At 38.7% G+C, this 26441-nt stretch carries 21 protein-coding genes; 3 read left to right on the top strand and 18 right to left on the bottom strand.

The window, feature by feature from the left end; all coding sequences use genetic code 11:
* The first annotated feature begins 85 nt into the window (after window positions 1-85).
* Entirely contained in the window at window positions 86-1186 is a 1101-nt protein-coding gene (locus FRZ67_RS14130) for an amidohydrolase family protein (RefSeq protein ID WP_147190336.1), read from the top strand.
* A gap of 58 nt (window positions 1187-1244) precedes the next feature.
* Here the strand turns inward: FRZ67_RS14130 and FRZ67_RS23500 are convergent, their stop codons facing one another.
* The 5 genes from FRZ67_RS23500 to FRZ67_RS14110 form a co-directional block, all read right to left on the bottom strand.
* On the bottom strand, window positions 1245-1421 hold the full coding sequence (locus FRZ67_RS23500) for a hypothetical protein (RefSeq protein ID WP_192903874.1): 177 nt from the start codon (window positions 1419-1421) through the stop codon (window positions 1245-1247).
* Window positions 1422-1482: 61 nt separating this feature from the next.
* A complete protein-coding gene (locus FRZ67_RS14125; RefSeq protein ID WP_147190334.1) occupies window positions 1483-1665 on the bottom strand; it encodes a DUF3606 domain-containing protein in 183 nt (60 codons plus the stop codon).
* Window positions 1666-1976: 311 nt separating this feature from the next.
* Window positions 1977-5192 (bottom strand): cyclic nucleotide-binding domain-containing protein, encoded by a 3216-nt coding sequence (locus FRZ67_RS14120; protein ID WP_147190332.1) that lies wholly within the window; start codon window positions 5190-5192, stop codon window positions 1977-1979.
* 9 nt (window positions 5193-5201) lie between these two features.
* The gene (locus tag FRZ67_RS14115) at window positions 5202-5804 is read right to left on the bottom strand and encodes an HD domain-containing protein (RefSeq protein ID WP_147190330.1); all 603 of its coding nucleotides are present in this window, start codon (window positions 5802-5804) and stop codon (window positions 5202-5204) included.
* Window positions 5805-6098: 294 nt separating this feature from the next.
* The gene (locus FRZ67_RS14110) at window positions 6099-6938 is read right to left on the bottom strand and encodes a dienelactone hydrolase family protein (RefSeq protein WP_147190328.1); all 840 of its coding nucleotides are present in this window, start codon (window positions 6936-6938) and stop codon (window positions 6099-6101) included.
* A 410-nt stretch (window positions 6939-7348) separates the two neighbouring features.
* Here FRZ67_RS14110 and pyrG point away from each other — a divergent pair, with 410 nt between their 5' ends.
* Both pyrG and FRZ67_RS14100 read left to right on the top strand, forming a co-directional pair.
* A complete protein-coding gene (gene pyrG, locus FRZ67_RS14105; RefSeq protein ID WP_147190326.1) occupies window positions 7349-8998 on the top strand; it encodes a CTP synthase in 1650 nt (549 codons plus the stop codon).
* A 223-nt stretch (window positions 8999-9221) separates the two neighbouring features.
* Window positions 9222-11399: a S9 family peptidase gene (locus tag FRZ67_RS14100; RefSeq protein WP_147190323.1), complete on the top strand. Its 2178-nt coding sequence runs from the start codon at window positions 9222-9224 to the stop codon at window positions 11397-11399.
* 126 nt (window positions 11400-11525) lie between these two features.
* Here the strand turns inward: FRZ67_RS14100 and FRZ67_RS14095 are convergent, their stop codons facing one another.
* The 13 genes from FRZ67_RS14095 to FRZ67_RS14040 all read right to left on the bottom strand — a co-directional run bounded on the left by FRZ67_RS14095 (window position 11526) and on the right by FRZ67_RS14040 (window position 26385).
* On the bottom strand, window positions 11526-12350 hold the full coding sequence (locus FRZ67_RS14095) for a Cif family virulence factor (RefSeq protein WP_147190321.1): 825 nt from the start codon (window positions 12348-12350) through the stop codon (window positions 11526-11528).
* Window positions 12351-12477: 127 nt separating this feature from the next.
* Window positions 12478-13500: a DUF3089 domain-containing protein gene (locus FRZ67_RS14090; RefSeq protein WP_147190319.1), complete on the bottom strand. Its 1023-nt coding sequence runs from the start codon at window positions 13498-13500 to the stop codon at window positions 12478-12480.
* A 35-nt stretch (window positions 13501-13535) separates the two neighbouring features.
* Window positions 13536-15056, bottom strand: a complete 1521-nt coding sequence (gene treF, locus FRZ67_RS14085; RefSeq protein WP_147190316.1) for an alpha,alpha-trehalase TreF — start codon at window positions 15054-15056, stop codon at window positions 13536-13538.
* 112 nt (window positions 15057-15168) lie between these two features.
* Window positions 15169-16428 (bottom strand): MFS transporter, encoded by a 1260-nt coding sequence (locus FRZ67_RS14080; protein WP_147190314.1) that lies wholly within the window; start codon window positions 16426-16428, stop codon window positions 15169-15171.
* A gap of 194 nt (window positions 16429-16622) precedes the next feature.
* The gene (locus FRZ67_RS14075; RefSeq protein WP_147190311.1) at window positions 16623-18839 is read right to left on the bottom strand and encodes a TonB-dependent receptor family protein; all 2217 of its coding nucleotides are present in this window, start codon (window positions 18837-18839) and stop codon (window positions 16623-16625) included.
* 108 nt (window positions 18840-18947) lie between these two features.
* Entirely contained in the window at window positions 18948-19403 is a 456-nt protein-coding gene (locus FRZ67_RS14070; protein ID WP_147190310.1) for a DoxX family membrane protein, read from the bottom strand.
* Window positions 19404-19470: 67 nt separating this feature from the next.
* On the bottom strand, window positions 19471-19632 hold the full coding sequence (locus FRZ67_RS23425) for a hypothetical protein (protein WP_158638372.1): 162 nt from the start codon (window positions 19630-19632) through the stop codon (window positions 19471-19473).
* A gap of 203 nt (window positions 19633-19835) precedes the next feature.
* A complete protein-coding gene (locus FRZ67_RS14065; protein WP_147190307.1) occupies window positions 19836-21395 on the bottom strand; it encodes a vanadium-dependent haloperoxidase in 1560 nt (519 codons plus the stop codon).
* 45 nt (window positions 21396-21440) lie between these two features.
* Window positions 21441-22409 carry a hypothetical protein gene (locus tag FRZ67_RS14060; protein ID WP_147190305.1) on the bottom strand — a complete coding sequence of 323 codons (969 nt, stop codon included), beginning with the start codon at window positions 22407-22409 and terminating at the stop codon, window positions 21441-21443.
* Between the two features lie 190 nt (window positions 22410-22599).
* Entirely contained in the window at window positions 22600-23700 is a 1101-nt protein-coding gene (locus FRZ67_RS14055; protein ID WP_147190303.1) for a hypothetical protein, read from the bottom strand.
* A 205-nt stretch (window positions 23701-23905) separates the two neighbouring features.
* Window positions 23906-25228 carry a vanadium-dependent haloperoxidase gene (locus FRZ67_RS14050; protein ID WP_147190301.1) on the bottom strand — a complete coding sequence of 441 codons (1323 nt, stop codon included), beginning with the start codon at window positions 25226-25228 and terminating at the stop codon, window positions 23906-23908.
* 144 nt (window positions 25229-25372) lie between these two features.
* Window positions 25373-25918: a hypothetical protein gene (locus FRZ67_RS14045; RefSeq protein WP_147190299.1), complete on the bottom strand. Its 546-nt coding sequence runs from the start codon at window positions 25916-25918 to the stop codon at window positions 25373-25375.
* Between the two features lie 101 nt (window positions 25919-26019).
* Window positions 26020-26385 carry a hypothetical protein gene (locus FRZ67_RS14040; RefSeq protein ID WP_147190298.1) on the bottom strand — a complete coding sequence of 122 codons (366 nt, stop codon included), beginning with the start codon at window positions 26383-26385 and terminating at the stop codon, window positions 26020-26022.
* Between the last annotated feature and the right edge of the window lie 56 nt (window positions 26386-26441).

The raw sequence follows: 26441 nt of genomic DNA, 5'->3' as shown, positions 1-26441 counted from the left end.
TTCAATTGCATCAAAAATCCTGTTAACATTGCTGAACGGTTTTAATTTCTTTTGCTGCAATAATATCTTCACTCAAACATCTGCTATGTATAGATCCCTTCTGCAAACAATTGTGGCATTTGCGTTCATTGCGCAATCTGCACACTGCCAGACCACCGACAAAATGGGGTTTGAGGAATATGAACCAACATCAACACTGGTGGTTCCTGAACATCATATAACAAAAGCAAAATATCCTTTCATTGACGTGCACAATCATCAATGGAATATGGGCAGCGGCAGTCTTGATGGTTTGGTGAAAGACATGGATAACCTGAATTTAAAAGTGATGGTGAATCTTAGTGGGGGCAATGGTGGTTCTTTGAAACGCATGGCAGATAATGTGAAAAGCCAATACCCAAATCGCTTTATCATTTTTGCAAATATTGATTTCGACAGGGTTGGCGCACCAGGCTGGACAGAAAAAGCAGTTAAACAATTGGAAGAGGATGTGCATAATGGCGCGAATGGTCTGAAGGTCTTCAAAAATCTTGGCTTCTCAGTAAAAGATGTGAATGGCAAACGTGTAACAGTTGATGATCCGAGACTTGATGCCATTTGGGAAAAATGTGGTGAGTTGAAAATTCCCGTGCTCATTCACACTGCAGACCCTGCACCTTTCTGGGAACCAATGGATGAACACAATGAACGCTGGCTTGAATTAAAAACACATCCGGAAAGAAAAAGAAGCGCAACCAATCCTGCGCCCTGGGAAACCTTGATTGAAGAACAACACAGAATGTTCAAGAAACATCCGCATACAACTTTTATAGCGGCGCATTTTGGATGGTATGCAAACAATCTTTCTAAACTCGATTCCTTGCTTACAGATATGCCGAATGTTGTTGTGGAATTTGGTGCTGTGATTGCGGAAATTGGTCGCCAGCCAAAAGCGGCAAAAGCATTCTTTACAAAATACCAGGACCGCATTATGTTTGGCAAAGACAGTTGGGTGCCCGAAGAATACCAGACTTATTTTCGTGTGCTCGAAACAGAAGATGAATATTTTCCTTATCACAAAAAATATCATGCATTCTGGCGCATGTACGGAATGGGATTAACAGATGATATTCTGAAAAAGATCTATTATAAGAATGCGCTGCTTATAATTCCAAACATTGATAAATCTCTTTTTCCTTCTGACTAAAAAAGATAAAGCCACATAATTTTTATGTGGCTTTATTATCAGAGAATCTATGGCAGGCTTAATCTTTTCCGCCCCAGTTATCCTCCATCTTTTTATACGACTTTTTCGAGATCGTAGATTTTTTTCTGCTTCTTGAGATTCCCTTCTTCTTTCTTGCATTTATGTTATTTACAAGCGAGTTTTTAACGCCAGGCTTATTCTTCTTTATTCCTTTCTTTTTAACTGGTTTAGCCATACAATTCGCTGTAAAGAAATAAATGTATATATAGATCCGGAACTTACGGGTACCGGAAGAATTATGCTGTCAAAACTCCTGAACTCAATAATCTTGAAATTGAATAACCAGCTTCTTTAAACAGTTGCTGAAATTTTTCGATGGTCATATTGTATTTGTTTGCCCAGTAAGCAATTTCTTTTGATTGATTGAAATTCACATTTACGTTTTCGCTTAACGCCGATTTTGTTCTTATGCGTGTCATAGGTAATTAGTTTAATTGTTATGCAGGTAATAATTCAAATGCTGTGCCAGTAAAAAATTAAATAAAAATGAAGTAAAAATGTGTGGAAGTTTTGATGTAAAATTTCTACAGGAATGAGATAAAATAAAATTTGTTGGCCGGCTGCAGTATATGTGGCATCGCCGGTTGTGTCACTCACTTGTGCGTTCTGAACTCTTTTCAAATTTTGCACAAAGTACCGTAACACGTAGCTAATGCTCAAGGCTATTCATGAGTACAAGAGTGCGACGCAACGAAAGCCTAATACTTGTGCAGGAGATTGGTAAAAAAAATTATGTATTTTCTTTTTGTATTTCAACCGTTCTTTCATTTTGTGCCCGCAATCTTTTGCATAACATCTTTATGGCGCCTTTAATGATCTCGGGCCTTGTTTCAATTAATTCATAAAACGGAAGTTGCTCTATTTTAAACAGAAAACAATCTGTGTTTGCCGTTGCGCTGGCAGATCTTTTTTCTGCATCAAAGAGTGAGAGTTCGCCAAACACATCGTTTTCTTTATCCAGAATAGTAAGCGTTGTGGTACCCTTGTGTATGCGCACACTGCCCTGGTAAATAATATACATGCTATCGCCAATAGCGTTTTCTGCAAATATTTGCGTGCCTTCTTTAAACTCCACTTCCTGCATAAGGGGTGCAAGGTCTGCGAGTATGTGTTCCGGTGTTTCGGAAAAAATAGCTGTACGCTTTAATACAAGTACTTTTTCCAGAAGTAATAATTTGCTGTTCATAACATTATTGAGTGTGAAGTTTGCGGTCTCTTTCAGGACAGGGTTTTCTGCATACAAATATCTTTTTACCAGTGCACTGTCATACGGAATTTTATTTTTTTGTAAAGTATAGGCAGCGCATGACTTTGACCAGTCGAGGAAAATTGTTTCGCTGCTGCGCAAGATATAAGAAGATATTTCAGCGGTATCTTTTGCGACAGTATTTTTTTTATTATACAGCATTGCAACACGCTGTTCAATATCTCCTTTTTCGTAAATGGCAATAAAATCGTGTGATAGCTTTTTTGGCACAGATATTTCCAGCATTTCAAAAGCATTGGCTGTTTGTTCTTTACTGTTAAGTGCCAGCGTGCGGCGTACGTTTTCAATTTCGGTAGCCTTATAAAGAATAGAAAAAAGATATAGCAGGCTCTCTCTTGTTTCATCCAATTCAATGGTAAGTGTATCCATCAATAGCTTTAACTGTTGGTGGCTTGAATATAGCTGATGCTGCATTTGCAGAATTTCTGCAGCTTCCACAATACATTTTTGTGCAACGGCTTCCAGGAATATATGGTTGTTTACAATCGTCTTTTGGCTGCAATTATAAATGGCTTTTATAATGGTATGCGCATGTTCAGGAAGCTTATTATAAATATCTGTAAGGGTGTTGATACTTATTTCACCACCTATTGCGCCACATACTTTTAGCAATTGCTTACGTTCATCATAATTTGCTTCGTTGCTTATTATATAAGCCGCTATATAAGGAAGTGCAATAGGGCCTGCGGCAAGTAACGCATGGCAAACTTCATTTCTTTTTGTTTTTATATGTTTAAGTATAGCTATTACTAGTTGTTCGTTGGGCCAATTGCCGGATGCATTGATCGCTGTATTACTTACAATACTGTTTGGATCATTTATTAACTGAATCAATTGGTCTTTGAATACCTCATTCTTTGATTTTGCAATAGATATTGCGGCAGTAATGCGGTTTTGTTCATCATCAGAAATAATAAGGTCAGTAATAATGATCCCGGCATTTGCAAAATATGCTGATTGAGGGCTTGCCAAAAGTTTACCCAATGCTTCAGAGCGAATAAGATCATCATTATTTTGCGCATGTAAAAAAATTGTTGCATCATCTGCATCTTTACTGCACAATATGGAAAATGCTTTGCGTTTTAATGGCAGTGCAAGCGTGGTATCTGCAAGCATCTTCTGAATGGCCGCAGCGGAAATATTTATAATGCCAGCCTGGGATAACGTCAGCATCTCATCTTTTATTCCATCTGAATTATGGTACAGCAATTTTTCTATAAGCACTTCATTTAAAACAGGGTCTTCTCTAAACCGTATAAGTCTTAGTATATGTATGATTTCTAACTCGCTGCCTGATTCAAGCGTTTTCCTGATAAATGCGATGGTGTCTGCATCATCAATTGCCAGATCTGATCTGTTATAGAATTTACTGGTGATAGCTTTTAAAACGGTGGCGTAATACTCTTTATCAACGAAAAAAATTCCTATTATCCAGCATAAAGCAAACGCTAATAAAAAATAAGAAAGTGCCGTAAGATTAATACCATGTTGAATTTTTATGAGTTCAAATAAAAAAGCGCCTGAAAACAAATACGCAAAAGGGTCCATAATGCCTTTTACAATATTATGAGAACGCAACCGGTCATGTATAGGAAGCGGTTGCATTATACTAAGAAAGACAGGAGAATTGATGGACGTTTTCAATACATCAAGTACTATACATGTAGCGCCAAACATATATAACACTGCCTCTTCCGCATGAAATACATACCTGAGTAATATTACCATGACAATACAGCCCGTAAATATTATCGGCGTTAGCAGCAATGAACGTTTGATGCCCAAAGACGCTACCAGCCTGCTTGTAAGTAATAACTTAACCAGTAAGGCACATATGCGTATAACTGCGAGGAAAGAACCTATAAATATAGCAAGCTCAATATCACTATGGTAGGCTTCCTTTATTTTACTGTAAAAAGAAAAATTAGCTACAACCAGACATACAGACATAATGAAAGAAAGTATGGCAAGCCATAAGATCAGTTTATCCGAAGTGAACTTTTTTATAAATGTCTTGATCATCCCTTCACCATGCTCTTCTTCATGCCCATGGAAGTGATGGTGTGCATGTTCGTGCAGTGTACCAGATTTTACAATCTTATGGAGAAACGGAAGGGATGCAAGTACACAGACAAAAGAAGGAATTAATAAATTGGCCGTGCCCACATAAGATACTGTTAGCGAAGCAAGTGTATATCCAATAAACTTCGCCGGAATTTCCCCTGCACTTATAATACTAAAAAGTCTTTTACTCTGCCTTACTTCAAACACAAGCGCTGCAATACCCCAGAACTCAAGATTACTCAACAGATAAAGTACGTTGAACCATATCAATATAAAATAATCAAACCCCGGAATAGGTACAGAATAGCCAACTATTCTTATCAGCAGAATACTCCCGGCCATGAACCAGACTATATACCTGCTAAAATCTGAGACGTGGTATTTATGCTCCAGTTTACCATAAATAAGCCCGGTTAACCAAAGTAATATAGCTGTGTATATGTATACAAAAGAGAGATCAGATACTTCATGATTATTAAGAAATGTTGCATACGCTGATGTGAAAAAAAATGCTACACCTGCACCCTGGAAAAACTGTATCCAGAAAAGTTTTGCAACCAGCCATCTTTCTTCCTTACGCACATTCAATAAACGTGCTAATGCTGCTATTGTCATGGTTGTTTTTTATAAGCCATATTGCAAGCTGAAAATCGTTTTTAGTTCCTGAAGCCGTTCTTGTTTCCTGGAATTTCTTTTGCTATTGGATGTTGCAGTAAAGTATTTGTGCTGTTCAAAAAAACTGATCTGTTTTTCCTGCCATTCACGGTCATTTTTCACAATATTATTGGCAAGAAACTCAAGCCGCAATGCATTGCTTATAGGCCCAAAATCTTCCCTTCCTAAATAGTCCAGGTCTGCATCGCAAATGATCTCTTCAAGAGGCGTCAGAGGTTTTTGTGGAATTTTTGTAGCCATTATTAATCCGCATATCTTCTCAAGCGCAGCTTCATCAAATATGTGTTGCATTTGTACACGCACTATGGCACAGCCTTTTGCTTCATGATTCTTATATACCTTCAAAAAACCTGTATCATGAAATAATGCAGCAATTTTCAAAAGCATTATTTCTTCTTCATTGGTAAAACCTTCCTGCTGTGCAATATATTGTGCCTGCTCTAAAACATCTGCTGTATGTGATGCGTTGTGGTAAGTAAGGTTCTCAGGTAACTGATCTTCCAGTTGCCTGAGAACCTTACGCTTTATTTCTTCAAACTCAGCAACTGTCATATTGATCGCTGTTTATCTTATAGCCCTAAATATAAAATTTTATATGCTACAAAATAAATAAGCAAAAAAATATGAAAGATTTATTATGTACCATGCAATATAATTTCATAGCATCGCCTGTTGCGTCGCACGCTTGTACGTTACAACTTTATGCAACAATATATAGCTTTACTCAGACTAACTGCTACTAAATAATAGCGCTATTGCAAAGAACAATTATCACTATAAAAAAAGGCTGCAATCAATATTGATCGTTAGCCTTTTTGAAATTTGATCATCTATTTTAAAAAACATTTATTCCATCCTCGCTTTTATAAAGTCTTTTACTTTGGTATAAGCATCTGCAGTAGCATCTTTATCATAATTGGGATTACTTGGGTTTGCGAACGCATGTGTTGCTTCATAACGATTCACCATTAATTTTACGCCTGCAGCATCTGCAGTTTTTACAAATCCATCCACCATGGCAGGGCTTGGATGCGTGTCTTTATTACCAAAAAATCCAATGATATCGCAGTTAATAGTTTTTAACCTGTTTACATTTTCTTCGGGCTGACCATAATACATAATACACCCTGCCACTTGTTTGCCACCTTCTATAGCGGTTTGCAAACTCCAACCACCTCCAAAACACCAGCCAATCGTAAACACTTTTGCATTTGCGCCAACAAAATTGTACGCTCCATGAATAATAGCCATAGCTCTTTCTGTTTTTACAGTTTGCATAATTTTAGCCGCATCGGCAGGCGTTGTAGCAACCTGATTGTCATACAAGTCCAGTGCTATTACGTTTATACCAAGATCATTGGCCATTTGCTCACTTTGCTTTTTGATATAATCATTCAAACCCCACCATTCATGTATTACGAAAAGATAGTAATCAGTGGGTTTATCAGCCTTAATCATCCATCCATGCGCATCAGTGCCATCAGCAGCTTTATAAGTAAAATCAGCGCCGGGGCCAACATAAGTATAAGGCAATGGAGAAAGGTGTGCTGCTACAAAATCTTTGTCATTGGCATTAAGTGCATATTTTTCAGTTGCATTAACGGGCAAACAACAATTCATGTTCATTTGTGCATAGGTAGCTGTAACCGAAATACTACCAAACAGGAAGACAATTAACTTTTTCATGATACCAATTTGTTTTATTTAGTGATAGTTAACAACATATTAAAGTTAAAACAGTTCTGTTGTTTACAATTTTTTCACACAGCAGTAACCGAAATTTTTTTGAGCCGGAAATTTGGTCTAAGTTTGCACGACCTCTGAGAATTTATTTTTCTCCCGTTTAGGTCAACCGAAAAGCATTCAATTTTATTGAAAAATTTTGCAGGAACAAACAAGTTTTGTTGGTGCATTTTTTTTGTTTTATCGGTATATAAAAAGCAGTGGGCATAGTTAATTAGACTGCACCGGATCTGCCCGGCAAAGAACAAAGCGCTGAAGAGTGCGACGCAACAGGCGATGACAAGAGAAGATAAAGCTGGGCTCATAACAAAAAAATTCAGCTTATTAAAGTATAAACTAATTAACCATATAATATGGCAAAGTATATTTTTGTTACCGGTGGTGTAACGAGCAGTCTGGGTAAAGGAATTATTGCGGCTTCGCTGGCAAAGCTGCTGCAGTCAAGGGGTTTCAGTGTTACGATACAGAAGTTTGACCCCTACATTAATGTGGACCCCGGTACGCTCAACCCATATGAACATGGAGAGTGTTATGTAACAGAAGATGGTGCAGAAACAGATCTTGACCTTGGCCACTACGAACGTTTCCTGAACATTTTTACCACACAGGCAAACAATGTAACTACCGGCCGTATTTATCAAACCGTTATAAACCGTGAAAGAAGTGGCGATTTCCTGGGTAAGACCGTGCAGGTAGTACCGCATATTACAGACGAGATCAAACGTCGTATGCTGAAGCTGGGTAAAGAAGGCAAATATGATATCGTTGTTACAGAAATTGGCGGAACCGTGGGCGACATTGAAAGTCTTCCATTTATTGAAGCAGTGCGCCAGATTCAATGGGAATTGCCAGAAGATGATGTAGTGGTAATTCATCTTACATTAATTCCTTACTTACGTGCAGCAAAAGAATTGAAGACAAAACCTACCCAGCATAGTGTAAAAATGCTGAGCGAAACAGGTGTACATCCCGATATTATCGTGGCAAGAACAGAAGAACCTTTGGGTAATGATATCAAAAGAAAGATCGCTTTGTTTTGTAATGTAAAACCAGAAGCGGTTATTGAAGCCATGGATGCACCCACCATTTATGAAGTGCCATTGGCTATGCTGCGTGAAAAACTGGATGTGATCACCATGAAAAAGCTGGGCATTGGTATTTTCCCGGAACCAAATCTCAATAACTGGAAGAATTTTCTCGACAAGCTGAAATATCCAAAAAGCACGGTAACGGTAGGTTTGATAGGTAAATATGTAGAATTGCAGGATGCCTACAAATCAATACTGGAGAGTTTTATACATGCAGGGGCTATTAATGAGGTAAAAGTAAAGGTGGTAAATGTACACAGTGAATTCATTACCGATGAAAATGTTGCTGAAAAATTAGATGGTCTTGATGGCTTGCTTGTTGCGCCTGGCTTTGGCCACCGTGGTATTGAAGGAAAGATCACCGCTGTAAAATATGCACGTGAAAATGGCCTTCCATTCTTTGGCATTTGCCTCGGCATGCAAATGGCGGTTATTGAATTTGCAAGAAACGTTTTAGGTTTAAAAGAGGCACATTCCACGGAGATGGATGTAAATACGCCGGATCCTGTTATTGATATGATGGAAGAGCAAAAGAAAATAAAGATGATGGGTGGTACTATGCGTTTGGGCGCTTATCCATGCGAGATCGTTGAGGGCAGCCTTGCATACAATATTTATGGTACTACGCATATCAGTGAAAGACACAGGCATCGCTATGAATTCAACAATGCCTACCTTGAGCAGTTTGAAAGCAATGGTATGATCGCCAGCGGAACCAATCCGGATACGGGTTTGGTGGAGATCATGGAAATTCCTGCGCATCCTTTTTTTATTGGTGTGCAGTATCATCCTGAATTAAAAAGCACTGTTGAAAAACCTGCGCCTTTGTTTGTAAGTTTTATTGCCGCAGTAAAAAAATATAGTGAGCAGCGCAGCTCTGTAAAAAATCCATTGTTGCAAAGCGAGATGATCTGATAATATCTTGTACTAAGCCGTAGAATAAGTATTAAGCTTTTGTTGCGTCGCACTCTTGTACGTTCTGTACATTCATCCGCATAAAGAGCAGTATAAATTTTAAACACTAAGCATCGCACAGTGCGATGCTTAGTGTTTTGATACATCCGCTCATCAATTTCACAATCTTTAGTACAAAAGATTCGTGCAGAAACTTTACTTTCAGCATTCTAAATCTTTCTTTATGCTCAAACGCGGAATTCTATTATTTACCCTTTTTGTTTGCTCCCATATAATTGTAATTGCGCAACCGCCAAAAGGTGTACACTGGACATCTGATGGAACTGGTTATTATGAAGCCGGCCAATCAGGAATTGTTTTGCATGCATTACCCGCTGATACCAAAACGGTAGTTGTAGATAAATCCCAACTTACTCCTACGGGTACATCAACTTCACTAAAAGTGCGCAACTTTTTTTTCTCGGAAGATGGTAAAAAAGTATTGATCTACACCAACTCAAAACGTGTGTGGCGCTACGATACAAAAGGAGATTACTGGATTCTTGATCTTAGCGATAACAAGCTTACGCAAATAGGAAAATCATTACCTGCATCATCACTGATGTTTGCAAAGTTTTCTCCTGATGCATCTGAGGTTGCTTATGTAAGTGGCCATAATATTTACCTGGAAGACTTAGCCACAAATAAAATAACACAGCTTACAAAAGATGGTACAGACCGTTTGATCAATGGCACATTTGATTGGGCATATGAAGAAGAATTTGGCTGCCGCGATGGTTTTCGCTGGAGCCCCAATGGCAAAAGCATTGCGTACTGGCAAATTGATGCATACAAGATCAGGAACTTTTTGATGATCAATAATACAGACAGTATTTACTCCTACACTATTCCTGTTGAATATCCTAAAGTTGGCGAAAGCCCTTCCGCATGCAAAGTTGGTGTTGTTGACATTGCTACACAAAAAACAACATGGATGAATGTTCCCGGAGATCAGCAGCAGCACTACATTCCGCGCATGGAATGGGCAGCCAATTCAACAGAGTTGATATTAGAGCAACTCAACCGCAAACAAAATGAAGCAAAAATATTTGTATGCAATGCAAAGACTGCAGAAGCAAAAGAAATATACAGCGAATCAGATAAAGCATGGATCGATATCAAAGAAAGATGGAATGATGGGGATCCCGCAGGTTGGGAATGGCTGAATGATGGCAAACAATTTCTGTGGGTAAGTGAAAAAGATGGCTGGCGGCATATTTATATTTTCAGTCGCGATGGAAAGAAAGAAACGCTTGTTACAAAAGGTAATTATGATATCATCACCATCAAAGCAATTGATGGCAAAAGCGGCTATGTTTATTTTATGGCATCGCCTGATAATGCAACACAGCAATATTTGTATCGCACCAAATTAGATGGCACCGGAGATAAACAATTGCTTTCGCCCGCTGCAGAAAAAGGCACGCACGAATACATCGTTTCTCCCAACGGCGCATTTGCACAACATAAATTTTCCAATGCAAATTTCCAAGGCTTTAAAGAATGGGTAAGTCTTCCTGAGCACAAGTCTTTGGATGGCAACAACAACAAATTTGATCCATCTACAATAACAAAAAACGTACAATTCTTCCAGGTTATAACAGAAGATAATGTAGCACTCGATGGTTGGATGGTGAAACCAAAAAATTTCGACAGCACAAAAAAATACCCTGTAGTGTTTTATGTGTACACAGAACCTGCAGGCCAAACTGTTACAGATGAATGGGGCAGTGGAGATGACTTTCTTTATGCAGGCGATATGCCCGCCGATGGTTATATTTATGTAAGCCTTGATGGCCGTGGCACGCCGGCGCCTAAAGGTGCTGCATGGCGCAAAGCTATCTATAGAAACATTGGTCGCATTAACATTCGCGACCAGGCAATGGCTGCAAAGAAATTATTGCAATCACCCTACTTCGATACAAGCCGCGTTGCTGTATGGGGCTGGAGCGGCGGCGCATCCACAACGCTCAATCTTTTGTTTCAATATCCTGAAATTTATAAGACAGGTATTGCAGTTGCAGCGGTTGCCAATCAACTTACTTATGATAACATTTACCAGGAACGTTACATGGGTTTACCACAGGAGAACAAAGAAGATTTCATTAACGGCTCACCGGTTACTTATGCAAAAAACCTGCAGGGGCATTTGCTGTATATACATGGCACCGGCGACGACAATGTGCATTACCAGAATGCGGAGATGCTCATTAATGAACTGGTTAAATTCAACAAACAATTCCAGTTCATGAGTTATCCGAACCGCTCTCATGGTTTAAGCGAAGGCGAGGGAACTATGCGCCACCTTGCCACATTATACACAACATTTTTGCAAACATGGTGCCCGCCGGGACCAAGATAATTTTCTTACTATAAATGATAATGCCGGATGAATATTTTCATCCGGCATTTTTTTATGTACTAAGCTGCATTGCTACTATTAAACTTTGGTTGCGTCGCACTCTTGTACGTTTCTGCTCTTTATGCATCAGTGAATGACCATCATCAATAACTTCCATTCATTATTTTCTTTTACCCATAAGCGCATGTGCGCTTGTTTGGTATCTCCTGTTTGTGCTTTACCATAAACAGCAAACATATCTGTGTTCTTTGAAACAACAATATGATCTATAGGTAAGAATTTAATCCCCGCAGGTAAAATATTTGCCGATGCTTTTATAGCCGTAGCACCCTTTAATGGCGCACTGCCATTTATGCTAAACCAGCTATCATCTCTTACTGCCTTTTTTATTGCGGGAGTTTTGTCTGCAACAAATTCATCGGTGAAATTCATATCAACATTCATTAATAAAAAAAGCTCGCTGTCTTTTTCTTTGGGTTTATTCAAAACCAACTTTGCAGCCTCGCTATTGTTGTTGATCTTTTCATTATAACCAATCCCCATATCAAATACAGCTTTCCATTCTCCTTTGTCATTCTTCTTCCAGATGGTTGCAAAATGTCCATGCGCAACAGATGTATCCTTTAAAGATGTTTGCCTGTATTCCCACGGACCGGTTGTAGCACCTAAATCTCCCGACGAAGATATAATTGCAAACTCTGGCGCCCAGGTAAGTTTACTGCTGTCTTCTTTGCGTTTACTGTATTCTTCAAAAAGATTTACCTGCTCACCATTACGATAGCCAATACAATTGCTATCGAGGAAAGAAAGGAATGCAATTTTTGTTGTTTGCTCTTTACTTGTTGCTGCAAAACTTTTTTCTGTAGCAATTAATTTGTCAATTGGTTGTTGTGCATATAATTGGGCGCCAGTAAATGCTATTGCCAAAGAAAGCAAATATGATTTCATCATTAAATATAAAAATATCTTACCGCTATTACAGGAAATTATATTAATGGCATTTGCCTAATTGAAAGATGAACTTTGAAGAGTGCGACGCAACAGTTGATGCTACTTATTTTTAAGCCCGCTTATAAAACTATCTCTTCCAAAAAGCATTTATTCTTTGCTGTGCATTTTCTCTTACGCTTAAATAATAAAGATTGTAATCTGCAATATGGTAGTTGGGATTCTTTAGAAAAATACTGCCGAAGAAATGCGGCCGGTTTGTCCACAACACACCATTATGCACGGCAGCGCCTGCAACATTTGGTTTTAGTTTATTGAACTTCTGCAATACGGCTCCTTTGTTTTCAAAACGACCTGCAGAAGTTTTTGAGCTATCCCATGTAAGCGGGTTGGTAACGATAGCAGTGAATTTCTCTTTATCGATAAATGAATCGGTGTGCCCTTCGCGAAAGGTGCGCCAGCTACAGATGCAACCTGTTTGATTGGGATTGGTGCACACAGGAATGTTATAAAAATAATCAGGCTCCACAGGCATACCTGCAAGATACGCAACCACCATGCGGTTTTGCAAAGGCTTGCCTTCTATATACTCTTTTATTAAACGTTTTGCATGCGTGGTGCCCTGGCTATGCGAAGCGATGATGAATGGTCTTCCGTTGTTGTAATGTGCGAGATAATATTCAAAGGCTGCTTTTACATCATCGTATGCAGTGTCGAATGCAGCGATTGCTTTTGCTGTATCAGTTGGAAAGTAAGCGAAATAATTTGCCTGCCTGTAGCGTGGCGCAAATACTCTGCCCGCTGTGTTGAAAATACTTGCCTGGTAAAGAATAGTAGTAAAATCGGTTTTGTGATTGATAGCTGAATCATCTATACCAGCATTCCATCCGCGTTTCATTGTCTTATCGCCAAATGTTGTTGGATGCAGGAAAAAAATATCTACAATAGAATCTGTTGTATAATTTTTTTGCAGTGCTTTTGGCAAACTGTCTGATGGATCTTTCTTCCAGGGATGTGCAGCCCAATAATCTAAGTTACTATAGTCCGGAACACCATTTGGCGATTTGAAATCATAATTTGTATAACTGATATTTTTGTTTGATGCACACGAAGCAGCTACAATAATAAAAATCGACAACAGCATTTTTTGCATGCGTCAAACTTAGAGAATCTTTAGCAAAGGAATGCTTATTGATCGTATATCTCCATCAGTTTTAACAAGACCCCATTCGTCCAGCCGAAACCGTCCTGGGATGGATATTCCCCGCCGCCAGCATCAAGCGCAGTATTATAGACATTATACTTTTCCATGAGTTTGCCGGTGCGTTGGTAAACTTTTTTATTTAGCGAGATCCATCTTATAGCTATTTCTTTTGCAAGATCATGCATACCATAGTTTTCCAAGCCTTGAATGGTTATCCATTGTAAAGGTGCCCAGCCATTTGGTGCATCCCACTGCTGACCTGTTGCTTCAAGTGTGGTTGTTACGCCGCCGGGTTGTAAAAAATTCTTTTCAGTTATTGAAGCAACAGCTTTTGCTTGCTTTTGTGAAGCAACTTTAAAATAAAGTGGAAACGCGGCAGCAATAGTTTGCAATTCTTTTTGTTTACCAGAAACAAAATCATAATCGAAGTAAAATTGTTGCTCCTCATTCCAGCAATATTGTTGAATAGCAGTTTTACGCTTTTCTACCCTTTCAGCAAAGAAAGTTTGTTGCAATTTATTTTCTGAATGCTTATATGCTTCGCACAATGTTTCTTCCAGGTGCAGCATTAAACAATTGAGATCAACAGGAATGATCCCGGTTGTGTGAATAGTAGAAAAATCATTCACATCTTTAAACCAGCGGCAACTGAAATCCCAGCCACTCTCTGCTCCAGCCCTTAAGTGCCTGTACATTGTTGCTTTATCTTTTGTATGATGCGCAAGTTCTACATCTTCTCTGTATGATTCTGGTCTTGGTGTATCATTTTCATCCCAATAACGGTTTAGTAAACTGCCATCGGGCATGTGTACAGCATGATGCGCCGTTATATTATTTTTGTTCAATGTCTCGCTTCCTTTCATCCAGAATGTATATTCTTTTGCCAACTGCGGCAGATACTTTATTAATATATCATTTCCCTTTTCATCTGCAAGTAGCCTGACCATTAATGAATAGAACGGTGGTTGAGATCTACCGATAAAATAAGTGCGGTTACCATTTGGTATATACCCAACATGATCTATAAGAAAAGAAAAATTATCGACCATGTTTTGTATTATATCAACTTTTCCTGACGCCTGCAAACCAAGCATGGTAAAGAAACTATCCCAGTAATATATTTCTCCAAAACGTCCACCAGGAACGATATACGGAAAGGGCAATGCAATGAGTGAAGTAACTCCCTCCTGACCCCCCCCAGTGGGGAAGGAAATTGCATCAGCACTTCTTGTAAGTACAGTCCAAAGATTATTGATATGATCTTTCACATCTGCTTCATGCGCAGCATAATTACTTTGTGGCGCAACCGGGGCAGTAAAATTTTCATACACAAATGTTTTAAGATCGAAGTCTGCATTGTTTTTTTGTTGCTGATATTTTTGATCAATTTCTTCCAGTGGAAATTTTGCTATGCAATCTGTAAATGTTTTGCCATCAGCAAAAACCTGTTGCATTTGTACAGCTTCGAAAAGGTCTGTGTATTGAAATAATTCTTTCTTACTCATGACATGTTTTTTGGTTGGTAAACATGTTGCCGTTATGTTGAATAGCATTGTTGCAGTACAAGAGTGCGACGCAACGATGCTTAATATTTATTCAAAAGTATGGTTCAAAAACTTAATGACCAGCCATCGTATTGAATTCAGCCACATCATTGCCTTTCTTTAATTTATTAAAAAAGAACAGGCACATAATTAAAAGCGCCATCGGTACCAGTGAGAAATAAAATGCTGCCTGCCCGCCATAAACATCAAAAATATTTCCTGTAAGCAATGAACCAACTGTTCCGCCAATTGCTGAAAAAATAATAATAAGCCCAGACATAAAACCATGATGTGTTTTTGGCAATGATGTTAGAATAACAGAATTTATGGCAGGATAAATTGGTGCCAACAAAAGACCGATCAATGGAAAAATATATGCGGCGATTGGTGCACTTAACCATCCTGTAGCTGCTGTACCTGTTTCTTCTTTAGCAAGCGGCATTGCAATAAGCACAAGCGTTGCAGCAAGCAAAAGACAAGCAACCAATACATAAAACCAATTTAATTTTTTCAATACAATTCCGGCAAGAAAACGGCCAAGTGCAGTTGAGCCCGCAAGAATGCTTCCCATTTGTATGCTTAATGTTGCAGGCAGCAGCAACACTTTATTATTAAATGTGGGCAGAAAATTTTGTATGCTTTGTTCTATTAAAACATATAAAAAGGCAGAGGCCAGAAACGCAAGTACAACAGGCTTTAGAAATAGTTTCAACATATCACTCAACTGCTCGGTGATGGGTTTCTCGGCTTCAGATTTTATAGCAGATTCATCTAATACAGAACTCAGCAATAACAAGAATGCAAGCAATGAAAGTATACCCAAAACATAATAAGCATTCAGCCAGTTTGTAGATTGGGGGTTATTGTTATCAACAAAAGAACTGAAAACAAAATACAATGTAAGATTACCGATCATAAAAAATGATTCAATAAAATTCATAAAACTAATATGCTCCTTTGAATCTTTCGTTATGATGCCGATAGTACTATAAACACTCATTTTTATCAATGCAAAACAGGCGCCTACTGCAATGAATAATAATTTAACTGCAAAAAAACTGGGCACATTTGGTATAATAAAACAGATACCGGCAATAGCTCCCAACGCAATCAGCATAGCACGCCTGTAACCGATCTTTGTTATGTAAGAAGACACAAGAAAAGACATAATAGCAATACTGAAATCTTTACAGGGATCGATCCAGGCAGCAGAACCTTTGGACACACCAAAACTGTTCTGCACCTGCAATATTGCAATGCCGGAACTATTCAGTAAAATAGCAAACACAAAATAGTTGAGGAAAAGAGAAACCTTTATTTTCCAGTTATGCATAGCAGTCGTTTTGGCGGTTATAATGATAATGAAAGATACAATTTACCCTTATAGCAAATAAGAATTTTTTGAGCCCGTCCCAGGGCATGTAGCATCGCCTGTTGCGTCGCACGCTTGTACTGTAATTCATTACTGAGCATAAAAAAACACCATGTAGAAACACAGTGTTTGCTTCTTATTATTACTTTTATTATTTACATATTCATTCCAAGGCCTATATAAAAAGTTCTGCCATCTGCCGGTAAAATTCCAGGACCAGGATAGAAAGTAATCCTGCGATTGAAATAATGCGCATTGGCAAGATTGTTTACACCACCGGAAAACCGAAAGGCTTTTGCAAACTGCCAGCCGAAATTCCAGTCCCAAACATGATATGCAGGAATAGCGCCTAGCACACCATTACTGCTGTATTCGGTATTGAAAGCGTCGTTATATGTTTTACTTGTATAACTGTATTGCAGGCTGGTACTGATATTTTTTACACGAAAGTCGATACCGCATTTATTATTCCATGCCGGAATGTTCTCAACATAGTTTCCGGCTACGCTTGTGTTCACGCCACTTTTATTTATTACGCCGCTTGTATATGTAGCATGCGTGTAGGCCAAAGAATTAAATAACCGAAGATCAGTTTTGTTATTACGGGCATTAACTAAACGCAGTAATGATAATTCAACGTAAGCTTCTACCCCTTTTGAAACAGAGTTACCAATATTGGTTGTAAACAAAAAGTTGTCACCTGCATTATCCTGCTGCGTTATCAAACCAACGCGGTCTCCGTAGAAAAGATAGAAAGCATTTACATCAAACCTGAATATGTTTTTAACACGGCCGCGATAACCGAGATCAATATCATAGCCTTTACTATCTTTCAAAGAAGGGTCTATTTTATCAATCCTGTCTGCAGGAGTTACATTTGCATACAGGTACGGTCTGTACGCCTGTGATATGTTTCCATATAACTGTGTAAGCGGCGTAGCCTGGTATTGTACACCTGCACCAAACAACGGAAAATTTCTTTTGCTTTTGTAAGCCACCGCATCTGCTGCATTATTAATTACGCCATCAAGATCCGTTTTTATTATTTCGTAACGTATGCCCGGTGTTACGGAAAATTTTGGCGTAAGCTGAAAAATATTTTCAGCAAAAGCTGCATAGTTATGCGTTGTAAGGCGAAGATTAATTCCATAATCGTTTGCAAGCGATAAATCAAAATCACTTCCCGTTGTGCCAACGCCTTTTTGTTTTCGTTTTGTAAGTTCTGTAAAATACCGTAAACCTGCAGCCAGTGTACTTTTTACATTTCCTAATTTGTACTGGTGCAGTATTCTTGCTTCGGTAGTAAATGCTGAATAGTAATCTCTGTCTACCTGTCTTGGATTGTAACTGTTCAAAGCAAGATTAAATGTATCAGCAATGTTTGCCGTATTTATGAACTGTACGCTGTTTCTTTCACCAAATAAACCATGAGATGTAATTTCCAAACTCGTTGCTTCATTCAATTTATACCTGAACAACAACGCAGGAATATTTATAACCGGTTGAAAGAAATTTCTTGATCGTTCGGATTGTTTTGGATCAGCAGCAAATTGTGCGTCTGTTAAACCGCCTGCTATTTGCTGTACATAATCCATTCTCGAAAACTGGAAAGCAAGACTTGCTTTACTGTTAAAATGATAGTCAAGATTTATGTAGTATGCGTGATAGTTGAATTTCGCATTGTCTCTCCATCCATCACCGTGGCGGTAATCGAAATACGCATAATAATTAAGCTTGCCTTTTGTACCACCGATTGCATTGTAAGAATTGAAAAGATTGTTGCTGCCTGTGGTTTGTTCACTTTGTATTTCAAAAGGTTTGGTGCTATCGCCTTTGCGCATTACAAAATTCATCATACCACCAAATTGTGGTCCATACTGCAATGCGGCAGAGCCACGTACAAGCTGCACTTCCTGCACGGCCTGTAATGGAACGGTATAGTGATTCTCAGGATAACCAAATATATCAGAATTGGTGCAGTATCCGTTTTGCCGCATATTCATTTCAATACTGCGATGCGAGTCTGTGCCACGGGAACCAATATTTAATTGAGTGCCTGCGCCATCCATATCCCACATGGTTAAACCCGGAATTTGTGCAAACGAATTTCTTGCTACATTCTGTGCAAGATTATAGCCATTGGGATTTAACTGAACAGTATTCGTTTTCTTGCCTGCAAAGATCTGCACACCATTTACATCAGAAAGAAAAGTTTGTGTTCTTATAAAAGAGTTCACCACCACACTATCCAGCACTCCTGTTAAAACTGTATCTGCTGATGCCACTTGCGTTACATTTTGCGCTTTGCCCACTGCAACCTGGAAAAAACAAAAAACAAATATCCCAATCCTGTTCTTAACCGAATATTTCATAGCCTGATATTTTTATAAGTTATTCTTTTTGCAGCAAGCTGTATTACTAATGTCATCTTCTGTTGTGTCACTCACTTGTACCTTCATTTCTATATTCAACCTTATGCATCACTGTTCATTAATTGCGTACTTGCCTTGTTCTGCATTCCACAAAACAACAGCCACAGCAATGAACACAATATTTTTAATAATGTATTGCCCTGTAAGCGTTAAGCCATATGGTACGTGGCGAAATGTTTCTTCCGGGAAAAATATAAAAGGTGTAAATGTGCAAATCATATGCAGGAACAGCAACACCAATACTGGTTTAATGAATTTTCCAATTATAAGCATTACACCAATCATACATTCCCAGGTTGCAAGCATCATCAAATTCGTATGATCGTTTATTAAACCAAATGTTATTCTATGAATTGTTTCAGCAGCAAGCTGCTCGGCAGGACTTACTCCCTGGAAAAATTTTAATGCACCAAACCATAAATACACTATACCGACGCTTACTCTTAAAACAGATAAGGATGAGTAAAAATTTTTATTTGCTGCTGAAAGTACTTTCGTTTGCATAAGCTGTTTAAGTTTTAATGATGGCTTCAAAAATAGAAGCACCTCCGATTATAACAGATGATGAAAATCATACATCTGCTATTAACGTAAAAAATAGTTCTTTCCCTAAACCTAATACTGCAGCAGGTTTTAGCGTATTTACAATAATGCATTTATTGCTCAATAAAGAATAAAACGTTGCAGTGTGCGACGCAACGATGCGGATTATTTGTCTGGAAGATGATACCATAATACTTCTTTTTAGAAAATATCCTTCCTGTAGAAACAGGAAGGATAACCACTATAACTGCCTTAATCTATATGAGAAAAAATCAATCTCTGTTTTGTTATCCCACTAGTCATTTGCTCATTTTATTATAGAAGGCCCTCCCCGTAGAAACAGGGAGGTATCCTATAATCGCTTATTATTAGACAAAAAATTTAATTTCATTTTTATTCTGCTCCATCTGTTAATGCACGCTGTACAGCATAATTACCCACGTTCTTTCCTACATCCATACCTACTTTACAATCACTTGCATTATAATGAATGCCGCCAAGCAATCTTGATTTAGCTGCCTCCTCGGCCATCGCCATATAGGCATCTGCTCTTTCCGGAATTATGTGACCAAGTATTACGGCAGCAGCACCGCTAAATGTTGAATGACCTGATATATATGATGGAAAATTAGGAACGCCTGTTAATGTTTTTATAGCAGGATTCAATTGGCTTGGACGAGGATTGAAATAAGCATATTTAGCATCCCAGCAAACTATCGCAGCATCCATTTCTGCCATATTGAGCAAGGCAAAATTGCGTGCCCATCTTACTTCACTGAAATTTTGTTTTACAAAATCTTCCGCTGCAATAGCATCCCAATGACCCGCCGGTGTAAATGTTCCTGCGCCATCTGCCCAGAACTGTACTATCTTAAGATTCTCTGCTGTGGCGTTTGAAGTATAGCTATACACTTCCTCTGTTTGCTTTTTCATTTCATCGCTTCCTGTAGATGGTGGTGGGCCCGGGCGCAATACATTTTTTACAGTCAATGAATCAAACAGGAATGGTTTTACGTTTCCAAAGAAAGGTAACATTGGCGGACGTGCAGGTGTTTCCAGACTATGCCATGGAATTTCTCCTTTAGCTGCAGTAGCTGTTGCAAGACTGTCCCACTGGGCTTGTGTCCCCCCAGCTTTTGAAGTATTGTCTGTACGGCCACGCGCAGCAAATACAGATGCTATTTGCCTTCCAAGTGTTTCGCCTGCAACCCAATCGCTACGCACACATGCGCCTGAAGCCATTGTTGCTGTTTGCAATTCATCAACTTTTGAATTTATATAAGCAATCTCTGTTGGGAAAAGCATCTTCATCATTTCTGCTGTAACACCTGCCAGCACTGCCTGCTCAGAAGGATAAGAGGGCAGATCTGTTTTTACCGCGATTGCATTAGCTCCAATAGTTGAATCAACTTTGTAAGGCGCAGGCCTGTTATATAGTTTTTTATAGTACCAGCAAGCAACAAGCGCGTCATATTGTGCTGCGCTTACATAACCGCAAGCACGTGCTGCATAAGGTGGATTTGAAAACGGGAATTGTGGATATGCAAAAGGGTTGGCACCATTTGGTGCCGGATAACTGCCGTCTTCATTTTGATAAGGTGGAAGATTATATTTTGCAACAAGTTCACGCATGATCTCATTCCATCTTAAAGTTGCACCTGCACCCCAGTATTTTATTTTATCTCTCTCATCATCAGAAAGGTTTGCCTGTAACCCTTTTACTTCATTTAGTTCCCCGATATAACCAGGAAGATTTGTTGCAGCCGGTGCTGCCACCACAAAAGAATCGGGGCGTGATAATAATACAAGTTTCCATGAACCTGCATCTAAGTCAATGTTTGAAGGATTCAATGCAGGCAGGTCGTCAGTTCTTCCATGAATGTCTTTTGAACAACCGAGATATACAAGTCCTACGGTTGTTGTTAATGCAATAGCAAAAAATATTTTTTTCATTTCTTATTATTTTGAATTATCAGAGGAGGTAATAATTTTTCAATTTTATTTTGAGCATAATTTGCATGAATGAGATGTAGCAGCAGATTTGGACATTTTGAATATATAGAACACACCTCCATTGAACATGGTGCTTTGCCCCACATTCCTTCCATGCAATACATAATTGCTACCACCAACCAGGGATAACCCCGGAACTTTTTTGAAATTGTATTTTATGTTCACACCTAATGATGTCCAGTCCATATTGTTACTGGGAAAAGGCATATCATTCTTTCTTATATCAAAGCCGCCAATAGTATTATTGTAATCAAATAATGCTTCTGCGATCCAACGATTTGTTCTATACCCCGCTCTGAATTGTGCAGCAACCATATCAGGCATATCTACTTCATTTGTATAATGCATGGATGTGGTATAGTAAGCATCCCTGTTTATAGTAATATTATTTCTAAGGGTGTAAGTACCCGATGCGGTAGCAAAGAAATCTCCATGCTGAATATCTGCAATCACTCTTCCGCTAAAAGTTGTGCTGTGCAGGCCTAAAGCAAGCGGCAAATAATCACCTTCATAGTTTGATAACGGCGTACTAAAACCCCCTACGCCATAAACGGCATAAGTAGTTTTTTTACCGATCGTTTTTTCAAGAGGCATCCATTTCAGCCATAAAGAAAGATCCTGTATCCCATCTGTTCCGGCCATTGTTCCTGCAGAAGCTTTTGTTTTCACATATGGAGCGCCAAAGAGGAAATTAAGTTTACTCGTGATACCGTAATCACCCATTACAGAAACCATTTGGGATGAAACAGTACCAAGGTTCAGGGCGCTTCTTTTATACGTTCCTTCCCAATAATTTTCCCAACTGCCGTAGCCATACATAGGACCGACACAGAAATTATTTTTCGCCATCATAATGGCATCAGCATCTGTTTGTGCATTTGCAGTTTGTGTTTGCAGTGCAATTACCAATACTGCTGCAATCATATATTGTTTTGTACGTTCACTAATTCTCATAATGCGGTTTTTTTGTTTCATTGATAGTTATGGTTGTGGTATGTTTACTTTCTTTTGGATCCCCTCTTTTCGTTCTTTCTTCGTCTTTACTTGCGTCGCACTCTTGTACTTCCGGTAATCTTATGCAGCAGTGCGAACTATCAATCTGTATTAGGATTTTTTTAAATCCTAATACAGATTTGAATGAATATCAAAATTTAATTGCCACACCCATATTGATAGTGTAATCAGCAAAGGCTGCATCACCTTGTTTGAATGTGTGATATTTTTCTGAATATTGTTTATCTGTTACACTCTGTGTTCTGTTACGCACTAAAGCTATTGGCACAGCTGCATATACATTTACTTTTTTAAAGCTATAACTAACCGTAGGCTCTGCAGACATGATGTAACCTGGTCTTCTGAAATCGCCGCTGCCACCAATAAGATCATAAACAGGAATTCCTTCCCAACGCACACCTGCACTAACCTGCAAATGATTTACAGCATAGTTAAACCCAAACCTTGCCATATATTGGTCCGGCACACTCATAATGTTTTCATTATATAAAGAAGGAGCCAATGTTTCTCTGTAAGTTCTTACCCCATTCTGTTCTCTTGGATTAGAGAGATAATAGAAGTTACCATAGAAGTTAAAATGGTGGGTTATGTTGTAAAAAGTGTTCAGCTCAAGCGTAATGCCTGTTCCACCATCACCTAATTGTATTGACTGGTCTACAGTACGCAATTCTTTTGTTGTATCCGGGCCAACGTTGTACCAGTAATCCTGGTAGTCATCCTGGCCTGTTGGAAGTTTAATACCAAGGCCTAACTGAAAGTTGAACTTTTTACTTTTTGCAGGATCAAGCATCCACCTGTACACTGCAAAGCGTATATCTCCTACACCATAAGAATGTGTTGAATGTCTTTCCTGTTTTATATATACACCGTTTACGAGCCCATGCTCATAAAGAGAGGAACGTGTATTTGCAAGCATTGGCATATCTATCATAACAGACCACCTGTTAGTTAGATTTCTCGTCAGTGTAAGGTCTACCGCTGTTTGGTAATTGATTACATTTGAGCCTTGCTCCACACGTTCGAATTGTTCGTCTTTTCCTTTATAATGTTTATAAGATCTGAAATAACGATAATTGGTTCCAAAAGTCCATTTTGGTGCGGTAGAATCGGGGTGTGCTAATAAGCATGTGGCGCCATTACCACGAATAGCCACACAGCCCTGCGCATTAGCATTAAAAGAAATAATTAAAGAAAAAATAATGATAGAAGTAACGCACAATATATTTTTCATAACAGAAAGTTTGGTTGTTGCTGATAATTTTAGTTCGTTAATAGTGCTCTGATAACTCCATACAGGAGGCTGCTCAAAAAAATAAATTTTGAAAATGTTACACTATCAATTTCCCGTACAATGCCCTGCTGCATGATGCACAACAGTACAAGTGTGCGACGCAACAGTTGATGACATGTAATACAAAAGCCGGCTACATAAAAAATTACTTCTTCATGTGCAAACGCTGTATCACCAACTGGCCAACGAGCTTGCCCTCTGCGTTACCAACATCGCAGGAATTTTTGTAATGGATGCCGCCGTATACCCTTGATATAGCGGCTTCCTCTGCAGCTTTTCGAACGGAAGTAAAGGAGCGTGGTGCAATACCAAACTCTGTTTCTGAAGTATCTGTATAGGAAATATTATCGCCAAAGATATCTGTCATTACTTCCGCCGCTGCTGCAGATATTACTGCATGCCCGCTTGTATACTCGGGAAAAGGCGGTGTTTGAATATAGGGCCTCCACTCAGGATCAAAATATTTATTGATCACTGTTTCGGGCCTTACATAGTTGCTGCGGTATTTTTCATCCCAACAACTGATGAAACCATCGAATAACGCGATTGATGCCTTTGCATATGCATAAACGGTTTCATCGAAATCTGCTTTCTTTTTATCGGCAATGATGCCTACAATATTCATCCAGTGGCCGGGAGGTGAGAACTTTTTGGTAGCGTACATTACGTGACCGCTTACATTAAGTTTAAAAGGATTATCGTCCCAGAAATCAGCTGTAAATTTTTGTTCATCATTCAGACTATCTACAATTCCTTTTACTTTCATTAATTCTTTCATGAAAGCGCAGTTCTTGTCCTTAATATTATATACAGGGGGGCGAACCGGCATGAACTGTGAAGCAGAATCGAGCACCAGTGTTCTTACCTCCATCCAATGAGGTTCAACAGCCTGCGCATACATAGGCGGTGTAGGTATCCAACGGCCTTCTTCTGTTGTAACAGTATATTTTGTAGCAGACCTTGTTTGCGCATAGTTATCTTTTTTGCTCCAGCTTAAGATGCTGTCTGCAACTTTATTACCATAAGCAATACTGCCTTCAAAAGTTGATGAGGGCATACCGGCATCCTTTGCTTTTTGTTTCAGCTCATCCACATAAGTATCCATACTGCCTTCAGGAAAAGTAACGGCATTGCCTACTTTACAAAATGCAATAAGCGCAGCAAACTGAAAATCTACTTTGTCGTCCTTTGATGGCTTAGGCATGGGCGGCAAACTCCTGATCTGCCCGCTAAGCGAAATATAATTGCTGTCTCCGGCTACTATTACTTCATACGCGGCAATATTTGCATACGCATAATTACGTGCACCGACCATCGGAGGAAAATTATTTTCCAGTACAATATCATTCAGCTTTTTTACCGTTTTATTGTACAAAATCGGGTCATGTATTTCCTTAATGTATGCAGTATTATCCGAACAGGATACTAAAACAAATGCTGCTGCAATGGCTGCGAAAAATATTTTCATTGCTTATTGGTAGAAAATGATACAGTTGCTGTTGTTGGTCAATTACTATTATAATCCATGTAAGTTGTTATAGTTACAGGTATAATATTACCGGCATTATTGTTAATAGTTAACAACTGTTTTTAAAAGCGGACCGGATAAATATTATGCCATCACTTCAGGTGGCTGCCCGTTTACAGGAAGAAATTGTTGGGACAAGATAGTGTTTCTGTATAGGTTAGTAACTGCTTGTACATTTATGCTGCTTAAAGAAGCGGCATTTTCGTTGATATCAAAATCAACAGTAAGTTGTTTAAATACTTCTGCTTTTTTATTATTATCGTTTGATGGCAGATCATTTACTTTACCTGCAAATTCGCTGGCTTTGTTTTGTAGTGCCGTCTTTTCGTAGTGTGGGATACAAAGCAGGGTCATGGTGTCACTCTGTACTTCACGCATTACATAACGATATACTTGGCCATTTACGTTAATCTCCCCATCTACCCTTTCAAATCCTGCACGATTTACCTGATAAGGCATATTGATAGGGACCTTGATGGTAATGAGGTCTTCCTTATTATATCTCCCATTATCCAGTTTTGCTGTAAAAGCCGCGTCTGTACTACTTTCCAGCATATCAAAAAGAAACCTGTAACCAACGGTGTTGAATACGAAGAGAGTGAGGAGTAATATGGCAGCTAATTTTTTCAAAGCGGCACAATATACGTTTTTTTTAAAATCAGCATGGGACTGCAAAAAAAATTTCCACCTATTTTAAGACCTCCGGGAATACTTTATCGCTGCATGCACAGCTATTGCAGCTGCAGTTGGTTTAACTGTTGCACCACTATCTGCGGCTTTTCTTTAAAGATATCTATCCTTCCAGTAATACAAATAGTTTTATTTTTTAGATACTCTTCGGGTTTGTAAGAAAACAATTTTCGCGTGTTGCACCATATAACAATGGTCAGCAATTGCTTGGGGTATGCAGCACCCATGTTTAGAAATGTAGGCTGGTTTTTTGCTGCATCTAAAAATTTGCCTCCGAAGATTTTACCGCATACGGTTACACTATCGCCGATATGTTTATTTATTTCTGCTAAAGTTATTTTTTGCTGGGCTTTGCTCTGCATGCCAAGCATGAAGCAGATTATAAAGCTTAAAAGGGTTTTGCGCATAAAGGGATTTTGAACAAGATAAAAAAAAGATGACTTAAAATACAAATAATGCATCT

This window comes from Panacibacter ginsenosidivorans (assembly GCF_007971225.1).
GTDB classification, from domain to species: Bacteria; Bacteroidota; Bacteroidia; order Chitinophagales; family Chitinophagaceae; genus Panacibacter; species Panacibacter ginsenosidivorans.
Note: the sequence above shows the minus strand (reverse complement) of the source record. Positions and strands in the feature narration are given on the sequence as shown.

Coding starts and splice junctions, on each gene's coding strand:
- FRZ67_RS14130 (WP_147190336.1), top strand. CDS start 86: ATGTATAGATCCCTTCTGCAAACAATTGTGGCATTTGCGTTCATTGCG.
- FRZ67_RS23500 (WP_192903874.1), bottom strand. CDS start 1,421: ATGGCTAAACCAGTTAAAAAGAAAGGAATAAAGAAGAATAAGCCTGGC.
- FRZ67_RS14125 (WP_147190334.1), bottom strand. CDS start 1,665: ATGACACGCATAAGAACAAAATCGGCGTTAAGCGAAAACGTAAATGTG.
- FRZ67_RS14120 (WP_147190332.1), bottom strand. CDS start 5,192: ATGACAATAGCAGCATTAGCACGTTTATTGAATGTGCGTAAGGAAGAA.
- FRZ67_RS14115 (WP_147190330.1), bottom strand. CDS start 5,804: ATGACAGTTGCTGAGTTTGAAGAAATAAAGCGTAAGGTTCTCAGGCAA.
- FRZ67_RS14110 (WP_147190328.1), bottom strand. CDS start 6,938: ATGAAAAAGTTAATTGTCTTCCTGTTTGGTAGTATTTCGGTTACAGCT.
- pyrG (WP_147190326.1), top strand. CDS start 7,349: ATGGCAAAGTATATTTTTGTTACCGGTGGTGTAACGAGCAGTCTGGGT.
- FRZ67_RS14100 (WP_147190323.1), top strand. CDS start 9,222: ATGCTCAAACGCGGAATTCTATTATTTACCCTTTTTGTTTGCTCCCAT.
- FRZ67_RS14095 (WP_147190321.1), bottom strand. CDS start 12,350: ATGATGAAATCATATTTGCTTTCTTTGGCAATAGCATTTACTGGCGCC.
- FRZ67_RS14090 (WP_147190319.1), bottom strand. CDS start 13,500: ATGCAAAAAATGCTGTTGTCGATTTTTATTATTGTAGCTGCTTCGTGT.
- treF (WP_147190316.1), bottom strand. CDS start 15,056: ATGAGTAAGAAAGAATTATTTCAATACACAGACCTTTTCGAAGCTGTA.
- FRZ67_RS14080 (WP_147190314.1), bottom strand. CDS start 16,428: ATGCATAACTGGAAAATAAAGGTTTCTCTTTTCCTCAACTATTTTGTG.
- FRZ67_RS14075 (WP_147190311.1), bottom strand. CDS start 18,839: ATGAAATATTCGGTTAAGAACAGGATTGGGATATTTGTTTTTTGTTTT.
- FRZ67_RS14070 (WP_147190310.1), bottom strand. CDS start 19,403: ATGCAAACGAAAGTACTTTCAGCAGCAAATAAAAATTTTTACTCATCC.
- FRZ67_RS23425 (WP_158638372.1), bottom strand. CDS start 19,632: ATGGTATCATCTTCCAGACAAATAATCCGCATCGTTGCGTCGCACACT.
- FRZ67_RS14065 (WP_147190307.1), bottom strand. CDS start 21,395: ATGAAAAAAATATTTTTTGCTATTGCATTAACAACAACCGTAGGACTT.
- FRZ67_RS14060 (WP_147190305.1), bottom strand. CDS start 22,409: ATGAGAATTAGTGAACGTACAAAACAATATATGATTGCAGCAGTATTG.
- FRZ67_RS14055 (WP_147190303.1), bottom strand. CDS start 23,700: ATGAAAAATATATTGTGCGTTACTTCTATCATTATTTTTTCTTTAATT.
- FRZ67_RS14050 (WP_147190301.1), bottom strand. CDS start 25,228: ATGAAAATATTTTTCGCAGCCATTGCAGCAGCATTTGTTTTAGTATCC.
- FRZ67_RS14040 (WP_147190298.1), bottom strand. CDS start 26,385: ATGCGCAAAACCCTTTTAAGCTTTATAATCTGCTTCATGCTTGGCATG.